The organism is Streptomyces acidiscabies, from assembly GCF_020010905.1.
GTDB lineage: Bacteria > Actinomycetota > Actinomycetes > Streptomycetales > Streptomycetaceae > Streptomyces > Streptomyces acidiscabies.
This window is the reverse complement of sequence record NZ_JAGJBY010000001.1, coordinates 2,599,200-2,617,130: the sequence shown is the minus strand read 5'-3', so window position 1 is coordinate 2,617,130 and position 17,931 is coordinate 2,599,200. Positions and strand designations below refer to the sequence as shown.

21 protein-coding genes are annotated in these 17,931 nt (G+C 68.2%); 13 read left to right on the top strand and 8 right to left on the bottom strand.

What is annotated here, in order from left to right:
* Window positions 1–10 precede the first annotated feature (10 nt).
* Window positions 11–1,003: a small ribosomal subunit Rsm22 family protein gene (locus tag J8M50_RS12280; protein WP_010358564.1), complete on the top strand. Its 993-nt coding sequence runs from the start codon at window positions 11–13 to the stop codon at window positions 1,001–1,003.
* Window positions 1,000–1,740, top strand: coding sequence for an SDR family oxidoreductase (locus J8M50_RS12275; protein ID WP_029184443.1), 741 nt, complete (start codon window positions 1,000–1,002; stop codon window positions 1,738–1,740). The genes J8M50_RS12280 and J8M50_RS12275 overlap by 4 nt, the downstream gene beginning before the upstream one ends.
* A gap of 236 nt (window positions 1,741–1,976) precedes the next feature.
* On the opposite strand, the gene J8M50_RS12270 is transcribed toward J8M50_RS12275, so the two are convergent.
* Both J8M50_RS12270 and J8M50_RS12265 read right to left on the bottom strand, forming a co-directional pair.
* Entirely contained in the window at window positions 1,977–2,945 is a 969-nt protein-coding gene (locus J8M50_RS12270) for a D-alanyl-D-alanine carboxypeptidase family protein (RefSeq protein ID WP_010358562.1), read from the bottom strand.
* 91 nt (window positions 2,946–3,036) lie between these two features.
* Window positions 3,037–4,017 carry an aldo/keto reductase gene (locus tag J8M50_RS12265; protein WP_029184442.1) on the bottom strand — a complete coding sequence of 327 codons (981 nt, stop codon included), beginning with the start codon at window positions 4,015–4,017 and terminating at the stop codon, window positions 3,037–3,039.
* Between the two features lie 187 nt (window positions 4,018–4,204).
* Here J8M50_RS12265 and J8M50_RS12260 point away from each other — a divergent pair, with 187 nt between their 5' ends.
* The 4 genes from J8M50_RS12260 to J8M50_RS12245 all read left to right on the top strand — a co-directional run bounded on the left by J8M50_RS12260 (window position 4,205) and on the right by J8M50_RS12245 (window position 6,634).
* Window positions 4,205–4,762 carry a DoxX family protein gene (locus J8M50_RS12260; protein ID WP_010358560.1) on the top strand — a complete coding sequence of 186 codons (558 nt, stop codon included), beginning with the start codon at window positions 4,205–4,207 and terminating at the stop codon, window positions 4,760–4,762.
* Window positions 4,763–4,828: 66 nt separating this feature from the next.
* Window positions 4,829–5,215, top strand: coding sequence for a hypothetical protein (locus J8M50_RS12255; RefSeq protein WP_141655645.1), 387 nt, complete (start codon window positions 4,829–4,831; stop codon window positions 5,213–5,215).
* Window positions 5,216–5,285: 70 nt separating this feature from the next.
* Window positions 5,286–6,005, top strand: a complete 720-nt coding sequence (locus J8M50_RS12250; RefSeq protein ID WP_010358558.1) for a thioredoxin-like domain-containing protein — start codon at window positions 5,286–5,288, stop codon at window positions 6,003–6,005.
* Window positions 6,002–6,634 carry a DUF305 domain-containing protein gene (locus J8M50_RS12245; protein WP_223786201.1) on the top strand — a complete coding sequence of 211 codons (633 nt, stop codon included), beginning with the start codon at window positions 6,002–6,004 and terminating at the stop codon, window positions 6,632–6,634. Before J8M50_RS12250 ends, J8M50_RS12245 begins: the two co-directional genes overlap by 4 nt.
* A gap of 48 nt (window positions 6,635–6,682) precedes the next feature.
* On the opposite strand, the gene J8M50_RS12240 is transcribed toward J8M50_RS12245, so the two are convergent.
* Window positions 6,683–8,035: an alpha/beta fold hydrolase gene (locus tag J8M50_RS12240; RefSeq protein ID WP_010358556.1), complete on the bottom strand. Its 1,353-nt coding sequence runs from the start codon at window positions 8,033–8,035 to the stop codon at window positions 6,683–6,685.
* A 72-nt stretch (window positions 8,036–8,107) separates the two neighbouring features.
* Complete coding sequence (locus tag J8M50_RS12235; RefSeq protein WP_010358555.1) at window positions 8,108–9,505, bottom strand: MFS transporter; 1,398 nt, start codon at window positions 9,503–9,505, stop codon at window positions 8,108–8,110.
* Between the two features lie 96 nt (window positions 9,506–9,601).
* Between J8M50_RS12235 and J8M50_RS12230 the strand changes: the two genes are divergently transcribed.
* From J8M50_RS12230 to J8M50_RS12220, 3 genes are all read left to right on the top strand, one after another.
* Window positions 9,602–9,991, top strand: a complete 390-nt coding sequence (locus J8M50_RS12230; RefSeq protein ID WP_010358554.1) for a winged helix-turn-helix transcriptional regulator — start codon at window positions 9,602–9,604, stop codon at window positions 9,989–9,991.
* A gap of 132 nt (window positions 9,992–10,123) precedes the next feature.
* Window positions 10,124–10,873, top strand: a complete 750-nt coding sequence (locus J8M50_RS12225) for a hypothetical protein (RefSeq protein ID WP_141655644.1) — start codon at window positions 10,124–10,126, stop codon at window positions 10,871–10,873.
* Window positions 10,874–11,026: 153 nt separating this feature from the next.
* On the top strand, window positions 11,027–11,437 hold the full coding sequence (locus tag J8M50_RS12220; protein ID WP_029184439.1) for a hypothetical protein: 411 nt from the start codon (window positions 11,027–11,029) through the stop codon (window positions 11,435–11,437).
* A gap of 83 nt (window positions 11,438–11,520) precedes the next feature.
* On the opposite strand, the gene J8M50_RS12215 is transcribed toward J8M50_RS12220, so the two are convergent.
* Window positions 11,521–12,036: an ATP-binding protein gene (locus J8M50_RS12215; RefSeq protein WP_010358550.1), complete on the bottom strand. Its 516-nt coding sequence runs from the start codon at window positions 12,034–12,036 to the stop codon at window positions 11,521–11,523.
* 149 nt (window positions 12,037–12,185) lie between these two features.
* On the opposite strand from J8M50_RS12215, the gene J8M50_RS12210 reads away from it, so the two are divergent.
* Genes J8M50_RS12210 through J8M50_RS12200 form a run of 3 tightly spaced genes read left to right on the top strand, consistent with a single transcriptional unit; the run spans window position 12,186 to window position 13,612 of the window.
* Window positions 12,186–13,100 (top strand): helix-turn-helix domain-containing protein, encoded by a 915-nt coding sequence (locus J8M50_RS12210; protein WP_010358549.1) that lies wholly within the window; start codon window positions 12,186–12,188, stop codon window positions 13,098–13,100.
* Window positions 13,097–13,348, top strand: a complete 252-nt coding sequence (locus J8M50_RS12205; RefSeq protein WP_075661698.1) for a DUF397 domain-containing protein — start codon at window positions 13,097–13,099, stop codon at window positions 13,346–13,348. The genes J8M50_RS12210 and J8M50_RS12205 overlap by 4 nt, the downstream gene beginning before the upstream one ends.
* A 12-nt stretch (window positions 13,349–13,360) precedes the next feature.
* The gene (locus J8M50_RS12200; protein WP_010359611.1) at window positions 13,361–13,612 is read left to right on the top strand and encodes a DUF397 domain-containing protein; all 252 of its coding nucleotides are present in this window, start codon (window positions 13,361–13,363) and stop codon (window positions 13,610–13,612) included.
* A gap of 1 nt (window position 13,613) precedes the next feature.
* Here J8M50_RS12200 and J8M50_RS12195 read toward each other — a convergent pair whose 3' ends face one another.
* The 3 genes from J8M50_RS12195 to J8M50_RS12185 are packed head-to-tail and all read right to left on the bottom strand — an operon-like array spanning window position 13,614 to window position 16,217.
* Window positions 13,614–14,051 (bottom strand): hypothetical protein, encoded by a 438-nt coding sequence (locus J8M50_RS12195; RefSeq protein WP_010359612.1) that lies wholly within the window; start codon window positions 14,049–14,051, stop codon window positions 13,614–13,616.
* A 7-nt stretch (window positions 14,052–14,058) separates the two neighbouring features.
* Window positions 14,059–14,526: a hypothetical protein gene (locus J8M50_RS12190; RefSeq protein ID WP_010359613.1), complete on the bottom strand. Its 468-nt coding sequence runs from the start codon at window positions 14,524–14,526 to the stop codon at window positions 14,059–14,061.
* 29 nt (window positions 14,527–14,555) lie between these two features.
* Complete coding sequence (locus tag J8M50_RS12185) at window positions 14,556–16,217, bottom strand: restriction endonuclease fold toxin-2 domain-containing protein (protein ID WP_223786200.1); 1,662 nt, start codon at window positions 16,215–16,217, stop codon at window positions 14,556–14,558.
* A gap of 157 nt (window positions 16,218–16,374) precedes the next feature.
* Here J8M50_RS12185 and J8M50_RS12180 point away from each other — a divergent pair, with 157 nt between their 5' ends.
* Window positions 16,375–17,925 (top strand): CBS domain-containing anti-phage protein, encoded by a 1,551-nt coding sequence (locus tag J8M50_RS12180; RefSeq protein WP_010359615.1) that lies wholly within the window; start codon window positions 16,375–16,377, stop codon window positions 17,923–17,925.
* The last annotated feature ends 6 nt before the right edge of the window (window positions 17,926–17,931 follow it).

Below are 17,931 nucleotides of genomic sequence, written 5' to 3'. Positions count from 1 at the left end.
GAATCCGTACGTGAACTCGTCCGACTCCCTCCGTACCGCCCTCGACTCCCTTCTCGACGGGTTGCCGCCCAGGCAGGCGGCTCAGGCTGTGGAGCGGCTGATCAGCAGTTACCGGGGGGCGACCCCTACCTCCGCGCCGATCCTGCGGGACCGTGCCGATGTCGCCGCGTACGCCGCGTACCGGATGCCGGCGACCTTCGAGGCCGTGCACTCGGCGCTGGAAGCGTTTGCTGAAACGGCTCCGGAGTGGGTGCCGGGGAGTCATGTGGACGTCGGTGGCGGGACCGGGGCCGCGACGTGGGCCGTGGAGGCGGTCTGGCCCGGGGAGCGGGACGTGACGGTGCTCGACTGGGCCGAGCCCGCGCTCGCGTTGGGGCGGGAGATCGCCGCCTCCAACTCCGCGTTGTCGGGGGTGCGTTGGGAGCGGGCGCGGATCGGGACCGCGCTGCGTGTGCCCGAGGGGACCGACCTCGTGACCGTGTCGTACGTCCTCAACGAGCTGACGCCGGCCGACCGCTCCGCGCTGCTCGCCGGGGTGAGCGGGGCCACTGCCGTGGTGATCGTCGAGCCGGGGACGCCGGACGGGTACGCGCGGATCATCGAGGCGCGGGATCATCTGATCGCAAGCGGTTACACCATCGCCGCACCCTGTCCGCACAGCGCCGCCTGCCCCATCGTCCCCGGCACGGACTGGTGCCACTTCTCGGCGCGGGTGAGCCGTTCGTCGTTGCACCGTAAGGTCAAGGGCGGTTCGCTGTCGTACGAGGACGAGAAGTTCGCGTACGTCGCGGCGGTACGTCTGCCGGTGTACCCGGCTACCTCTCGGGTGGTACGGCGCCCGCAGATGCGCAAGGGTCAGGTACTGCTCGATCTGTGCTCGGCGGACGGTGAGCTGGGGCGGACGACCGTGACGAAGCGGCACGGCGACCTGTACAAGGCGGCGCGGGACGCGGAGTGGGGCGATCCGTGGCCGCCGGGGTCCGCCTACGCTGCGGAGGCATGAACTCCAAAGTCGCAGTGGTGACCGGTGCCGGTTCGGGCATCGGGCGGGCCGTCGCCGTCGAACTCGGGCGTGCGGGCTGGTCGTTGGTGCTGGTGGGGCGTACGTACGAGACGCTGGAGGGGACCCGGGAGCTGTTGCCGGACTCCGCGTGTTCCGTCATGCGGGCGGACGTGTCCAGCGAGGAAGACGTAGAACGCGTTTTCGGCGCCGTACCGGGGCGGCTCGACCTGCTCTTCAACAACGCGGGGACGTTCGGGCCCGGTGGCGTGCCGTTCGAGGAGCTGTCGTACGACGCGTGGCGGCACGTCGTGGACACGAACCTCAACGGGGCGTTCCTGTGCGCGCGTTCGGCGTACCGGCTGATGAAGTCGCAGGACCCGCAAGGGGGTCGGATCATCAACAACGGTTCCATCTCCGCACACACGCCGCGTCCACAATCAGCGCCGTACACCGCGACCAAGCACGCGATGACGGGGCTCACCAAGTCCCTTGCCCTGGACGGGCGTTCGTACGGCATCGCGGTCAGTCAGATCGACATCGGCAACGCGGCGACCGACATGACGGACCGGATGCGGGCCGGGGTGCTCCAGGCGAACGGCGAGGTCGCGCCGGAGCCGGTGATGGACGTCGCCGATGTGGCGCGCACCGTACGGCACATGGCGGAGCTGCCGCTGGAGGCGAACATGCAGTTCGTGACGGTGCTGGCGACGGGGATGCCGTACGTCGGGCGGGGCTGAACTCCCTGCGAGCAGCGGCCTGTTGATCCACACAAACGGAATTGGTCCGTCCGCCCTATTGCGGCGGTTAGCGGAACTATGCTCAACTCTCTACACGAGAACTTCACACTTGAGTGGGGAAGTTCCGCAGACCAATTCCGAGGGGGGAGGAGGCAGTCGCCCCACGGCACCGGGTGGGGGTGGACCTCGCGGGGAACCGCGAGGTACGCACCGGGCCGTGGGGCGCCTGCTACCACTCAACCCTCTTGGGGGACGGCCTTCTTGGTACGGCGGTTGCGCAGGACGTACACCCCGCCGAGCAGCGCCCCCGCCACCGCTCCCCCGACCGGCAGCCCCCACCCCACGCTGTCGTCGTCGACCGCCGTTCCCGCCGAACCCGCCGCGCCGTGCGGCGAGTTGTGCGACACCTTCGCCCCGCCCTCGCTCAACGGCTCCGCGAGCGTCACGCCGGTTTTCGCCGAACTCCCTTGTGTGAAGCCCCAGTCGAGGAGGGTGCGGGTCTCCTCGTACACGGCGTTGAGGCCGCTCTTCGGGTGCAGCACGGCGGCCAGGAGCGTCCGGCCGTTCCTCGTCGCCGCGCCGACGAACGTGTTTCCCGCGTTGCTGGTGTAGCCGTTCTTCACGCCGATCATCCCGGCGTACGGCTTCACCCCGTGCGAGCCGCACAGCAGCCGGTTCGTGTTCTCGATCCCGGTCTTGCCGATCCGCGCGGTCCGCGTCCCGCAGTAGGTCCGGAAGTCGGCGTTCCTGAGTCCGCTGCGGGCCATGAGGGTGAGGTCGTAGGCGGAGGAGTACTGACGGGGGTGGTCGTACCCGTCAGGGCTTACCACGTACGTGTTGACGGCCTGGAGATCGGCGGCCTTGGCCCGCATCTCGGTGACGGTCCGGTCGATGCCCCCGTTCATCGCGGCCAGCACCCGTACGGCGTCGTTCCCGGAGCGGAGGAAGACGCCGTGCCAGAGGTCCTCGACGGTGTACGTCACCCCGGCCTTGATCCCCACCAGGCTGGAGCCCTCGGGCACGGTGGCCAGCTCCGTTCCCCGGACGGTATGCCTCTCCGTCCGCGCGAACTTTCCGAGCAGGGTGTCCGCGAACAGCATCTTCAACGTCGAGGCCGGTGCGAGCCGCGTATGCGGATTGTGCGCGGCCAGCACCTCCCCACTCTCGTGGTCGGCGACGATCCAGGCACGGGCGCTGATGTTCACCGACGGGACCGTACAGAAGGATGGTGAGAAAACGCGAACCTTGGGTGAGGGCGTGTCTGAGCTGGGGTTTCAGCGTAGGAGCCGCGCGGCCTCACCGCCCCAGAATCCGCTCGACCTCCGCCCTCTGCTCCTCGCTCAGCGGCCCCTTCGCCAGCGCCCCCGCGTTCTCCTCCGCCTGGGCGACGGACCTGAAGCCGGGGATGGGGACCGTCTGCGGGCTGCGGGACCAGATCCAGGCGAGGGCGCCTTGCGTGAGGGTGCGGCCGTCGGACGTGAGGACGGAGCGGAGGGCGTCGATGCGGGCCAGCCACGCCGGGTCGGGAGCCGTGCCGTCGGTGAAGCCTTCCAGCCAGACCGGGGGGCGGCTGCGGATGTCGCCGGGTTCCCAGGTCGTCCTCGGGGTCTGGGTGAGGAGGCCCATCGCCAGCGGGCTGCGGTTGACGCTCGCGAGGTTCGCCTCCTCGCACAGCGCCAGCATCTCGGGGGCGTCCTGGAGGACGTTGAGGCGGTGCTGGACGGCGGAGCAGTGCGGGCCGGCCGCGAAGACGGCGGCGCGGTCGGGGTCGTCGGTGCTCCAGGCGTACGTCCGGATGAGCCCCTCGGTCACCAACTCCTCGCAGGCATCGCGGAGTTGTGCCGCCTGCTCCGGATCCCCGTCGGAGATGTGGAGCTGGTAGAGGTCGATGTAGTCCGTGCCGAGCCGCTCCAGCGACGCGGTGAGGGCGGTACGGAGATGCTCGGTGCTCGCGTCCTGCCCGTCGGAGATTTTCGTCTGTTCGTCGAAGACGTTCCCCCACTTCGTGGCGACGACGACGTCCGCGCGCCGCTTCCCGAGCGCCTGCCCGAGCACCCGCTCGCTGTGGCCCGTGCCGTACACGTCCGCCGTGTCGAAGAAGGTGACCCCGAGGTCAAGTGCCGTACGTACGGCCCTGATCGACTCGGCGTCGTCCACCTTCCCCCACCCCAGCGGCAGCCCGTCCGGCCGCGCCCACTCCCCGCCGATGGCCCAGCACCCGAACCCGAGCGCGCTGACCTGAATCCCGGACCGTCCCAACACCCTTGTCGTCTCCATGAGTCGGGACGCTAGGTGTTGAAGTGCACTCCAAGGCAAGGGAGTTCACGCCTACCCGGTACGGAGGTCAGGGCCCCCACCCTCGCACCGCCCTCGCACCCTCGCCACCCGAACGGCGTACCCCGCTGGTATCCCCCTCGCCCCAGTACGACCGTAGAGCTACCCGTCGTCACTCCAGGGAGCCACCGTGACCTGCTGCACCGCACGCCGTCGAGACGTCGGCCTCCTCCTGCTCCGGCTCGGTACGGGCGGGGTGCTGGCCGCGCACGGGGCGCAGAAGCTGTTCGGCTGGTTCGGGGGGCATGGGATCGAGGCGACCGGGCAGTACATGGAGTCCGTGGGGTACGCCCCCGGCAAGGCGAGCGCCACAGCCGCGGGGCTCGCGGAGACCGGTGGCGGCGCGCTCCTCGCCCTGGGCCTCGCCACCCCCGCCGCAGGTGCCGCAGCCGCCGGTGCGATGGTGGGCGCGGCTGCCGTCCACGCCCCGAACGGCTTCTTCGCCCAGTCCGGCGGCTACGAGTACGCCGCGTTCCTCGCCCTCGCCGCCACCGGGCTGGCCGTCACGGGCCCCGGGCGCCTCTCCCTGGACCACGCCCTGGGTCATGTGACGAACCGCGCGTGGATGGTCCCGGCGGCCCTGGGTATGACAGCGGCGGCTACCTCCGTGGTCGTAGGTCTCAGGTATTGCCGTGTACGCGACCTCGGCGCGAGGGACGACGTGCAGGAGGCTCTGTTCGAGGAGTAGGGGGCGTGCGGGTACCCCCTGCGTAGGGGGCGTACGGGTCACTCGTTCGGCCGATACACTCCTTGAGTGTTCAACCGGCCCCCGACCTCCATGAGCGGCCCCACCAGGGGTGTCTCTGTGGTGTTGGGGCTGCTGCTGGCGCTGGCCACGGTGCTGGGCTGTGTGATGCATCCCGGCGAGGCGGAGGCGGCAGCGGTCCGGCAGCTCGCCGCCGTCGCGTACAGCCCGCAGATCCCGGCGAAGGAACATGTGTGCCCGGTGCCGGGGCACGACCGGTGTCACGGCGCGGGCGGGGTGATCGCTCGGACGACGGCCCCCACCCCGCATCCGGCGCCGCAGGCGCTGCCGACGCGGGTGGACGCGCGCCCGGCGGCGGTCCCCCGCACCGTACGGGCCGACCCTGCCGCGCCCCGCCCTCCCGACCTGCACGTTCTGCAAGTGCTGCGGACCTAGAACGGACGTCTCCTTTCCGTCCGTTCACCGGCGTACCCGCCGACTCCCGCAGCACGAAAGGCACTTCGTCATGTCCACCGGCAACTCCAAGAAGACGCCGACCAGTTCGAAGCCCAAGGCGAGCGCTCCCACCACGCCCAAGAAGCGGCCCGGCAACAAGCCGTCGGCCGGCGAGAAGGCGGCCACCCGGCGCGCACGCATAGAGGAGCAGCGCAAGGCGGAACGCGCGCGGGAGCGCCGTAGCCGCATCCTGACGATCTCCGCGTCGGCGGCGATCGTGCTCGCGCTCGTCGCGGGCGGTGTCTGGCTGGTCAACGACGCGAACGAGAAGGAGGCCGCGCAGGCGGCTCCGGTCTCCGGCGAGAAGACGTGGAAGGACCTCACGCAGAACCACGTCGAGGGCACCGTCAAGTACCCGATGATCCCGCCGGTCGGCGGCGACCACAACGGCATCTGGCAGAACTGCGACGCGCAGGTCTACACGCAGCAGCTCCAGAACGAGAACGCCGTGCACTCCCTGGAGCACGGCGCGGTGTGGGTGACGTACAACACCAAGGCCGCCGAGGCGGACGTCAAGTCGCTGACGGAGAAGGTGAAGAAGACGTCGTACACGATGATGAGCCCGTACGACGCGCAGTCCTCGCCGATCACGCTCTCCGCGTGGGAGCACCAGCTGAACGTCACCGAGGCGTCCGATCCTCGGGTGAACGAGTTCTTCGACAAGTACGTTCAGGGTGCGCAGACTCCTGAGCCGGGTGCGGCGTGCTCGGGCGGGAAGGCGACGGCGTGAGTGCGAGCGAATTGACGCCGAGGTCCTCAACTCGCCTGTCCCGCACCCTTATTGGCGGCGCCCTGATCACGCTGCTCGCGGCCGTGGCCCTCACCGTCACACTGTTGCGTCCGGCGCAGGCCAACTCCCCTGCGGGGCCGGTCGATTCGGGGTTCGCCCGGGACATGGCCGTCCATCATCAGCAGGCCGTGGAGATGTCGTTCATCGTCCGCGACCGGACCACCGACGAGGACGTACGCCGTCTCGCGTACGACATCATCAACACCCAGGCCAACCAACGCGGCATGCTCCTGGGCTGGTTGGACACCTGGAACGAGCCCAAGTCCTCCCAGGCGGCCCCGATGTCCTGGATGGACCACTCGATGCCGTACAAGCCCCACGACGGCTCCCTCATGCCCGGCATGGCCACCAACACCGAGCTGAACAAGCTGCGTTCGCTCTCCGGCAAGCAGGCGGAGGTGTACTACCTCGATCTCATGACCGCCCATCACAAGGGCGGCATCGAGATGGCGGAGGGGGCGGCGCAGGGGGGCGAGACCGAGCAGGTGCGGCGGTTGGCCCAGGGGATGGTGAACGGCCAGCGGGCCGAGATCTCCTTGATGGCAGACATGGTGAAGAAGCGGTCCTGAGCGTCGGGTGGCCTGCCCGATCCCAACAGGCAGGCCACCGACGGCAGTTCAGATCAGGTGCTTCACGAATGCCGTGAGGCTCTGCGTCGCCGTGTTCTTCTCCATCGACGCGAACAGCGGGTCCAGGTGGTTCATGGCCGTGTCCGTCTGGAATGTCGTGGAGGGGATGCGGGACTGGGCTGCCAGTTTCTGGGCCGCTGTGACTGCCGTGCCCTTGTAGGCGCTCGTCTGGAAGGCGAAGAGGGGGACGTCTATGGCGGTGGTGTGCTGGAGGCGGAGGCCGAGGGAGCGGGTTGCTTCCGTGTCCGCGTAGAGGTCCACCGCCGTGAGGTCCGTGGTGAGGCGGGCGGGCCAGTACCACTGCCAGACCGTCGGGGCGGGGCCCGCGTACGCCGTGGCCACTCGGGCGATGGGGGTGATGCCCGTGTCCGTCCAGTCGCCGGTGGCGGAAATGGTGCCTGAGTGGACGCTGATGTCGTTGGGCCAGCCGAAGCTCTGGTCGACCAGCAGGCCCAACAGGGCTGCGTTCGTTATGGGGTTGGTCGGGCGCAGTGCGGCCGGGAGGCGGGGCTGGAGGACCGACTTGGCGTGGGGGTCCAAGTGGGCGTACCAGCCTGCCAGTTGGTACCAGATCTGGGTGCTCTCGGAGCGGGTGCCTACGCCTACGGCGGCCAGCGACATGTCGAGGATCGCGCCGCCCTCGATCGCCGCGAGGCGCTGCCTGATTTTCTCCGGGGAGTTGTCGAACACCTCTCCCCCGCCGTCGAACGCGCCGAGGACGCCGCCGTCGATGAACGCCAGGCCCGCGAGGTCGCGGTAGCCCGGGCGGCCGTCGAAGTCCCAGGCCGCGTACGCGGCTGCGGTGGTCGCGCCCCAGGAGTGGCCGCCGAGGATCACCTTGCGTCGGCCGCCGCACGAGGCCGCCTCGATGACCGTGCGGAGGTCCGACATGCCTTGTGGGAGGCCCCAGTTGGCGAAGTAGCCGGAGGATGCGGGGTCTTGGGTGCGGTAGTGGCCGTCCAGGTAGTACGCGATGGGGTCGGGCGTCGCGAATCCGGCGCGGTCCGCGAGGCTCTCCTCGCGGCGGTCGAACGCCCAGACCTGTACGCCGGGTACGGCCGCGACGAGGTCGCGGGCGAGGAGGCGGAAGTCGTTCGCCGCGCCGAACTGGCCGGGGACCAGGACGAGTACGGTTTCCGCCGCCGGGTCGCCGATCTGGAGTGCGTGGACCCGGTCCGACCCTGCGGGGCCGCCGCCCGGTCCCACCGGGAACGCGGCGTACGGCTCCGCCGCCGCCCCAACTCCCTTGGCCGCCCAGGCGTTTCCCCCGAGTACGGTGCCTGCTGCCACCCCCGCCGCCATGCCGCCCAGCAGGGTCCTGCGTGTCACGAACCTCGTCATGTCCGGTCGCCTCCTTGAAAGTTGGAGAACATGACTACGGGGGTAGCTTGCTGCATGGAGGTGGCGCGGCGATCACCGGGCCCGATACTCGCCGGTAACCAGCTCGCGGGTCTTGGACGGGGCCCGCAGCGCCAGCGCCGCTACGGCCAACGCGGCGAGGACGAGTACCGAACTCGCCCTGAACGCAAGGCGATAGCCGTCAGTGAGCGCCGACTCGACCGGCGTCCCCGCGTCCAGCAGCCCCGCCGTACGCGACACCGCGAGGCTGCTCAGCGCCGCGAGTCCGAGTGAAGCGCCCACCTGCTGAACGGTGTTGAACATCCCCGACGCCAGCCCCGAGTCCTCCTCGCTCGCGCCCGACATCGCGAGGCCGGCCAGTGCGGGCATCGCGAGGCCGAAGCCGATGCCGAGGGGTACGGTCGCGGGGAGGACGTCCGTGACGTACGCGCCGTCCGGCGAGACGAAGCCGAGCAGGCCCAACCCCCCTGAGATCAGGGCGAGTCCGGCGAGCAGCACGCTGCGTGCGCCGAACCGGGCGATAGCCTTCGGCGCCACCCCCAGCGACATCGCGCCGATCAGCAGCGACACGGGGACGACGCCGAGTCCGGTGCCGACCGCGTCGAAGCCCAGCACCTTCTGGAGGTACAGCACCACGAGGAACTGGAAGCTGAAGATGCCGGAGATCATGAGGGCGTGCGTACCGAGGGCGCCGGAGACCGTGCGGTGGCGGAACATGCGGAACGGGAGCAGGGGGTCGGCGACGCGGGTCTGGCGTACGGCGAACGCGGCGAGGAGGGCCAACGCGCCTGCGCCGAACCCGAGTTCGTGCTCCACGATGGCGTACACCGCGAGCATCAGCGCGGCCGTGACGAGTACGGCGCCGGGGGCATCGGCCGTGCGCCGTCCCGTTCCCCGCTCGGGGCTCAGCACGCGCCGCGCGAGCATCGTGACGGCCACCCCGACGGGGACGTTGACGAAGAAGATCCAGTGCCAGCCGAGCCCTTGCGTCAACACCCCGCCGAGCAGGAGCCCGAGAGTTCCGCCTGCGGACTGGACGAAGCTGTAGATGCCGATCGCCCTTGTCCGCTCGGGGAGTTGGGGGAAGAGGTTGACGACCATCGCGAGCGTGACGGACGAGGTGACAGCGCCGCCGACGCCTTGCGCGAAACGCGCCGCCAGCAACTCCCCCGGCGTCCGCGCGAGCCCGCAGAGCGCGGACGCGACGGTGAAGAGGACCAGCCCGGCGACAAAGACACGGCGACGACCGAAGAGGTCCCCCAACCGGCCGGAGAGCAGCAGGAGTCCGCCGAAAGGGATCAGGTAGGCGTTGACGACCCAGCCGAGGGCCGACGGGGAGAGCGCGAGGCTCTCCTGGATCTCGGGCAGGGCGACGTTCACGATCGTGCCGTCGAGGATCACCATCAACTGGCCCGCGCAGAGGGCCGCCAGCGCGAGGTGGCGTGTGGACATGGGGGTACCCTTCGTCGAAATCGGGGTGCTTGGGAGACGTTTTGTTACGGGCTCCATCCTGTGTAACCATGACGCCCCGCGGAAGGAGGCACTTTTATGTCTCGGAGTCACATGGATGTGACCGTGCAGACCGGCGGCCCGGCTTGCTCCGTCACCGAAGTTCTCGATCGCGTTGCCGGGAAATGGGCCGTCGGGATCCTGATCGCCGCCGCTGAAGGGCCTGTGCGGTTCACCGAGTTGGAGCGGGAGATGGCGGGGATCAGCCGTCGTATGCTCACGCTCAATCTGCGGAAGCTGGAGCGGGAGGGGCTGCTCACGCGGACCGTTTATCCGACCGTTCCGCCTCGGGTCGAGTATGAATGCACCGGCATGGCCAGGGAGTTGAACTCCACGTTGCTGGCGCTCGTGGACTGGGCCAAGCGGCATCGTGGGGACATCGCTCAGGCTCATGTGGTGTACGACGAGGCTCAAGGCGCCCAGGGGTGACAGAAGTTGGGCGCTTCATGAACGCCCTTGCGTAATCCGGGGTTTCGAATTCGATCGATAAAGATGATTGACTGGATTCACCGGATGGTGGTGTGATGAGGTCCCCTTCGGCGCGGTCATGAATGAGGCCTCGTGAACGTATTCGAGACGACCAAGAAAAGGCGGGCCGGGAGGTTACTCCGGGGGGAACTCCGGACGGCCGAGGCGTTGTTGAGGGAGGCTGCGGAGCGGGAAGAGGCTCGGGACGCGGAAGTTCGGGAGCTTCGGCGGCGGTTACAGCTGGCCGAGGAGCGGGAGTTCGAACAGCTCGTCGAGAATGAGCAGTTGTACGACGCTCTTCAGGGCGCCAACAGCAAAGTCCGTTTCCTGAAAAGGCAGTTGGAGGAATCCGGGCTTCGCACCCCGCCCCCGGATCCACTGCCCCGGCCCGTTACTTTCGCCGAACTCCTCGACCGGCTCCCCGAGTTTCCTCACCTTCGCTTCACCGGAAACCCCAAGCGGACAAAGGACTTGGACACGCACGGCATCGCCAACTGGGTCTCCGTCGCCTGGGACGCGATCAGAGCGCTCGACGAGTACGCCGCTCACGGCACCGGCGTCGACTTCCGGCAGTGGTGCGACAACCTTCCGGAGACCTGCCAATTCCCCTTTCCCGCAGGCAAAGTGACGATGCGTGAGTCGGAGACCGTGGCCAACCATCACGAATGGCGCCGCCAACGCACGTTCCCCGTACCGGGCGGGCGCCTCTTCATGCAGTCCCACCTGCGCATCGGCAGCGGCAACACGGTCTCGCCCCGCCTGTACTTCCACGACGACACGGCCAACTCGGGTCTCGTGTACGTGGGTTACCTCGGCGCGCACTTGGACAACACGCACACCTAGACAACTCGGCCTTGGCCGAGAGTCTCAGAGCACTTGGCGATGCGTCCACGGTCGTCGCCCGCACCCCGATAGAGCCATGCCCGTACGGAAAGATCGCCGTTGAGCATGACTCGCTCACGCCTCCAGTGGGGGCGGAAAAAACGGGAGGAAACCATGAAGGCGTTGCGGAAAGTATCGATGGCGGTTGGTATCGCAGCGGTAGTGACACTGAGTCTCGCTCCTCAGGCTCAAGCATCACAAAACAGTGGCTGGGTCTACACGAGTAACGCGAGCGGTGCCGCGTTCTTCGACGCCGATCTGAACGGCGACCCGGGCGTGGAAAAGATCACGGTCTGTGACAACAAGACCGACGGTCGCGGTACCCAGGTCGTGGTGACGGGCAGGAACGGCAGCGGATCGGTCGCCGAAATCCTGTCCGACCCGTCCAACGACGGCCACTGTGCGTCCATGACGGGCGACTTCTTCCGGGAAGAGACCTCTGTCGGCATTGCCGTGTACGAGTACTGGACCGAGAACGGCGAAATCAGGGATGCCCACGTCGGGCGCGGTTCGGGCATCGCTTAACCGCTAGTGCTCCAGCTGTAGCTGCGGCCATCGGTGATCATCGGTGGGGGAACACCGAAGATCAGACGGTGGCCGCAGGCGTACTAAGTCAGCGCGTACTCCGCCCACACCGTCTTGCCCGGCCCGTCCGTCCGCAGGTGCCAGTCCCACCGCGACGCCAGCCCCGCGACCAGGACCAGGCCCCGGCCGTCCAGCGAGACGTACGGGTCCCTGCCGACGACGACACCGGCCGGCCTCGGGGGTAGGCGCTCGCCCCGGGTGTCCGTGACGTCCACCCTCGCCGTCTCCAGACGCGGCGATACCTGAAGCCTCAAGTGGAAGTCCCTGCCCGGGACATGGCCGTGCCGGACCGCGTTGGACGTCAGTTCCGCGACGATCACCACGATCGCGTCGTGCGCGTCCGTGCCGTACGGGATGCCCCACTCGTGCAGGCGTACGGCGGCGAAGTGGCGGGCGAGGCGGGCGCCGCGCCTGGTCGACGTGAACCTCATCTCGAAGTACTGCTCGGCGGGCGGCGTGATGGTGCCGCCGCGGCTCAAGTGGTCTGCGGGAGCGGTGTGTTGCGTGGGGCCGGTGGGGATACCGGGTTCGTTCGTCATGCCCCCTACGGTCCCCTTCGTGGCGTACCGTCACCAGTGGTGACGCACCGACGCTGAACGGCTTGTACGCGCGGTGTAGGACCGTGTACGAGACGCGCGGCGTGACCAGCGTTCCCTCTGGGAAGTTGGTCCGGAGAGGCGGTGATCCCATGACGGAGCGTACGAGGACGAAGACCGGGGTGGAAGAGCCCCGGAACAACGAAGACGACACCGGGTCCCTGTTCTTCGGGGACGATGACGAGGTCGGTCTCCAGCCCGATGCGACGAGCAAGGCCCTCGTCATCGCGTTCGGCCAGACCGTGAAAACCCTGCGCGAGCGGGAGGGGATGGACCGCGATACCTTCGGGGCGCGCATCGGCTACTCGGCCGCAACGGTCGCGTCGTTCGAGCAGGGTCGGCGCATCATGAACGGCAAGACGATCGACAAGGCGGAGGAAGTCCTCCACGCGAATGGGTTGTTGAGCGCGTGGAAGGGGCAGATGGAGCGCGCTCAGTATCCGGCGACGTTCCAAGGGATGGCAGCTCTGGAGAAGCTCGCCATGGAACTGCTCAAGTACGACACGCTCGTGATCCCCGGCCTGCTCCAAACCCCGGACTACATGCGGGCGTTGTTGATGATGCGCCGCCCGATTCTGGACGACGACACAATCGAGCAGCGTGTGGCCGCGCGGCTGGTCCGCCAGGAGATCTTCGACCGCTGGCCCGCGCCCTACCTGGGATTCATCATCAACGAGGCCGTTCTGCTGCAACCCTACGGCGGAGTCGATGTGCTACGGGGGCAGTTGGAGCACCTGCTGCTGGTAGGTCAGAAGCGCAGCGTCGAGATGCAGGTCATGCCGCTCGACTGCGAGGAGAACGCGGGCTTCAACGGCCCGTTCACCGTGCTCACCCGGCGCAATGACGGCAAGCTGTTCCTGTACAGCGAGGTCGCGGGCGTCACTTCCCTCCAAACCGAGCCCGAACAGACGACTCAGGCACACGCCCGCTATGGGATCATGCGATCGCAGGCTCTCTCGTCCCGGGAGTCGATGAAGAAGATCGAAGGGATTCTGGGATCGCTATGAACAACGCCGAGTCCTCCACCACCACTTCCGGCCCCGCCTGGTTCAAGAGCACCTACAGCGACGCCGCAGGCAACGACTGTGTGGAAGTCGCCTGGCGCAAGAGCAGCTACAGCGACGCCGAGGGCAACGACTGCGTTGAGTTCGCGGCCTGCGCCAACACCGTCCACGTCCGCGACTCCAAGGACGCCGACGGCCCCCAACTCGCCCTCGCCCCCTCCGCCTGGACCGACTTCACGGCAACCCTGTAAGGGGATCCGCGCATGAACAACGCCGAGTCCACACCTGCCACTTCCGGCCTCGCCTGGTTCAAGAGCACCTACAGCGACGCCGCAGGCAACGAGTGCGTGGAAGTCGCCTGGCGCAAAAGCAGCTACAGCGACACCGAGGGCAACGACTGCGTCGAGTTCGCAGCCTGCACCAACACCGTCCACATCCGCGACTCCAAGAACACCGACGGCCCCCAACTCGCCCTCGCTCCCACCGCGTGGGCCGACTTCACGGCAACCCTGTAGGTCAGTCGAGGCCCGTCTCGACGAGGTGTTCCATGAACGTCGCGGCGATACGGGGGCGGGTCGCGTCCGGAACAAGGGCCTCGGGGAGGTCGTCCTCCAGGCCCCACCTCGTGTTGAACATGACGACACCGCCCGGCGGCACCACGGCGTTCCTGAGCCAGAGGACGAACGTGGCGGCTGTCCGGGCGGTGCAGTCCGTGACGGCGACGCCCTCCGTACGCAGCAGCGCGAACCCTTCCAACTCCTCGCCGTCCAAGGTGATCCCGAAGTCCATCGACGGCCCCTTGACGGGCCGAGGGCCCGCCTCCTCCACCTTGATGAACCCCTCGGGGTCCCACTCCAGCAACACGGCTCCGAGCCCCTCGAAGGTCAACCCCCAGGTCTGCCCCTCGGGCGGGGTGAAGACCCACATGGTGCGGAGTTCAGCGATCTCGTCCACGTGGCTCTCAACCCTCGACGACCTCGATGTGATGCCTCAACTCCTCGGCGATACGCCCCTCGTCCCCGTCCGCCGGCATGCGCCAGTCCGTCTCGATGCCCTTCTCCACGGCCCCTTCCGTGGTGAACCGGATCAACTCCGGGGAAGGCAGGACCGTGTCACGGAGCCAGCGGATGAACACGGCCGCTTCGGCGGGGGTGTTGTCCGTCAGGAGCACGGTGTCCCGGCCCTCGTTGCTCGCGAAGCCGTCGAAGGCGATGCCGTTGTGCACCGGGTTCTCGTACAGCGGCCCCTCTCCTTCCGCAACGGCCCAGAAGGACAGCCTCAGTTGGCGGCCCTGCCGGGTCTCGTAGCGGACGTCGGAGAACCTCGCGCCCAACGCGGCGGCGAAGGCCGCGAGATCGAGGTTCCAGCTGTCGGGGTTCTTGGCGGGGGCGTAGAGCAGGTAGGTCGTGCGGTATTCGTCGAGGTCCACGGCGGGAATCGCCCTTCGTCGTCCGGAGGTCAACGCTCGTAGCGGGACGTGCCTTTGACGCCCTCTGTCGCCATGAGCGTCTGCCAGTAGGCGGCTGCGTCCTTGTCGTTAGTGATGATCTCCAGGCCGCGTATCTGCTCGTGCTTCTCCATGGCCTGGCGGTAGTCGTCGAGTTCGTCCTGGTCCTTGCCCACCAGGACGTCCTTCGGGCTCCACTTCTTCTTGCCGTTCTTGTCGTACTGGTCCTCCAGCTCGAAAGTGCTCGGCGTACGCCACGAGTTCTTGCGGCAGTCGTCGTCCACGTCCTTGACGTACTTGGCGTCGACCATGTAGCCGTCGGCGGGCCGCATTCCGTCGGCCGCGATGTTCGCCTTCCGGGTTCCTTCCGGGAGGGTGATCAGCCGTTCCGGGTAGCCGGCCGTCCGTAGCTGGTAGGCATTGGCGGGGTCGCTCGTGCTCGTACCCTGGCCGCCGAAACCCATCGGGCGGAGGGTGTCCACCCAGGTCTCGAACTCCTTCCGTTCACCGCCGCCGAGCAACCGCGTCGTCCCGGGGACCGGGGGCAGCGGGTCCCGGTGCGGGACGGCGGAGTCCGGATCCCGGTACACGGCCGGGATGACGGTGGGCAGTCCGGCGCCGTACGAGGCGAGGACCAGCGGTACCGGGACGGGAGCCGGAACAGGGAGCAGCGGCAGTCCGGGAAGTCCAGGTGGACTGTCCGATCCCTGGGGAAGCCGGACGCGTTTCTGGGAGTCGTCGAGCGCGTTGGCGACGTCTCCCAGCTGGTGGATCCACGGATCGCCGAGTACCGCGTCGAGGAGCCCGCCGTCGTCGCCGTTGCCGCCGAACATGGGTGAGTTCCAGGGCAGATCGATGTGGAAGAGGTCCGTCCGGTCCTGGAGGATCTTCTTCTTCGCCTCTTCCACGTGATCGGCGTACCGCTCACACGCCTTGGCGAGCTGAGTGCACGCCGCCGCGATGTTCGCGACCAGGGTCTCGTCCGGATGAGCCCGCTCCGGCGGGGCCGCGAAACCGACGAACCCCTGGAAGTAGCGGTGGAACGCGTCCGCCGCCTCCCCCGAATGCGCCTTGTCCGCGGTGTGTGCGCAGGCTTGGGCGTCCTCCAGGAACCGCACCATCAGCTTCCCGCCCCGGCGCCAGGTGTCCGCGACGTCCCGCAGCTTCTCCGGTGAGCCCCGGAAACGGTCGCTCATGCCTCCGGGTGCGTACTGGTCGTACCAGGCCGTGTCGCCGACGACCTCCGGGAGTTCCTGTCCCAGGCCGAGAAAACTCTCCGAACAGTCCGCGCCGGGGTCGCCCATCCCCGAGGTCAGGTCCACCTGCTGCCCGAGGATCGCGGACGCGATCTCGCTCTCCCGGGCCATGAACTCGCGAGCGTTGCGCATCAGGCCCTTGCCGGTCTCACCCATCACGTAGGCGCTGAACCCGAACTGATCGAGCGTCGTGGCCGCGGCGGACTTGTAGACCTTCGCGAATGCCCGTCCCGCGTCGTCGTCACCGGCCATGCCGTGCTGCCGGTCGAGTTCATGGAAGAGAGCGACGGCGGTGTCACGGGTTCCGACCATGACCGTGTCGACCATGCCCATGGACGCCTTGATCATCCCCTCGGCGATGACCTTCAGGTGCGGCGGCAGGCCCACAGCACGTTCCTCTCCTCGTTCGTCCGGCACAGCAGCAGCGTTCTCCGGGAGCCAGTATCACCCGGCCCTCGCACCATCCCCATAACAGGCCGGATGACCCTTTTTGACCGATGTCGACCACTGTTGCTATAGGGTCGCGCCAAGCAATCGTGTGGGGGGCCTCGCGATGCTCGTGGGGAGGGGGCGTATGCGCGCCTGGGTAGTACGTGCGGGAGAGAACGGCGAGCGGGAACGGACGGCGCTGGACGCCGGTCTGCTGATCGTCGGCTGGCACGAACTGGGGGATCTGAGCAGCACGGTGACCCGGGAGGACGTCAAGAGCGCAGTGGCCGCGGCCTATCCTGACGAAGGGTCATACACCATCGGCAACTGGACCGGGCAACTCCACCGTTTCGTCCACGAGATCCGCCCCGGCGATCTGGTCGTGCTCCCCCTGCGCTCCTTGCTCGTGGCCGTCGGCCGGGTGACGGGAAGCTACGAGTACCGCCCGGACGCCATCGACGAGACTCACCACGTACGCCGGGTGGAGTGGACCGTCACGGACATCGACCGGAAGACCATCCGATCCGACCTCCTCGACAGCATGGGTTCCCTGCTCACCGTCTTCGAACTCACCCGGTTCGGTGCGGCGGACCGCGTCGCTCTCCTCGCTCAGGGGGAGCCGGACCCTGGACGCCCGGATGCCGACGAGTTCGCCGCCACGCTCACCGAGCCGGCGAAGCTGTACGAGGAGGTACGTGGACGCGCTGCCGACCGGCCGGTGACGCTCTCCATCCGGGACTTCCTCGCGGTCTGGGGAGCGCAGCGCCGCTATCCGGCAGTCACCGAGCGGATCGAGAACGACCTGGAGGCGCGGGGACTGGTCACCGTACCGCCCTTCACCGAAGGCACTCTGGACAGTCGGATCGCCGTACTCGCCGGAGGCGCGGAGCCCGGCGAGTCGGGGACGAGCGTCTTCCTGAACACCGGTGCGGTGGTCGGCGGGCCCCTGCCGCACAGCGAGGCCGAGACGCCCGCCGTCGCCTATCTGGTGAGCAACCTCGACTCGGCCAACCGCCCGCCCGAGTCCGTGCAGGTCGGCGACAGCCTCGAAACCGCGATGACGCTCATGGTGCTGCGCGGATACAGCCAGCTTCCCGTTCTCGACGCGAGCGGACGTCTCAGCGGCGTCGTCAGCTGGGAGTCGATCGGGAAGGCTCGGATGGCCGAGCTCTCCGCCGGCCTCAAGGCCGCGACCGTACGCGGGCAGGAGGCCGATCTCTCGGACGACCTGCTCACGTGGGTCGAGACCATCCAGCAGTCCGGCTACGTCGTCGTACGCGACCACGATCACAAGGTCTGCGGCCTGATCACCGCAGCTGATCTGACCGTGCAGTTCGGCACGCGAGTGCGGCCGTTCGTCCTGGTCGAGGAGATCGAGCAACGGTTGCGCCGGGTGATCGACCGGTGCATTCCGCTCGACCGGATCAGGGAGATCGTCCCTCCACGGCGCGCTCCCCAGGTGCAGTCCGCCGCCGACCTCACCTTCGGCCACTACGGTCGTCTGCTCAGGGATCCGATGAACTGGGCCGCTGTGGCCTGGGCCATCGACCAACAGCATTTCCTGGCAGCCCTGGAAGTCTGCCGGAACTTCCGCAACGACCTGATGCACTTCAGTCCCGACCCCATCACCGACGATCAGCTTCTCCCCGTGCAAGGACTGCTCGCACTGCTGCGCTCGATGGACCCGCAGGTCTGAGGGAGC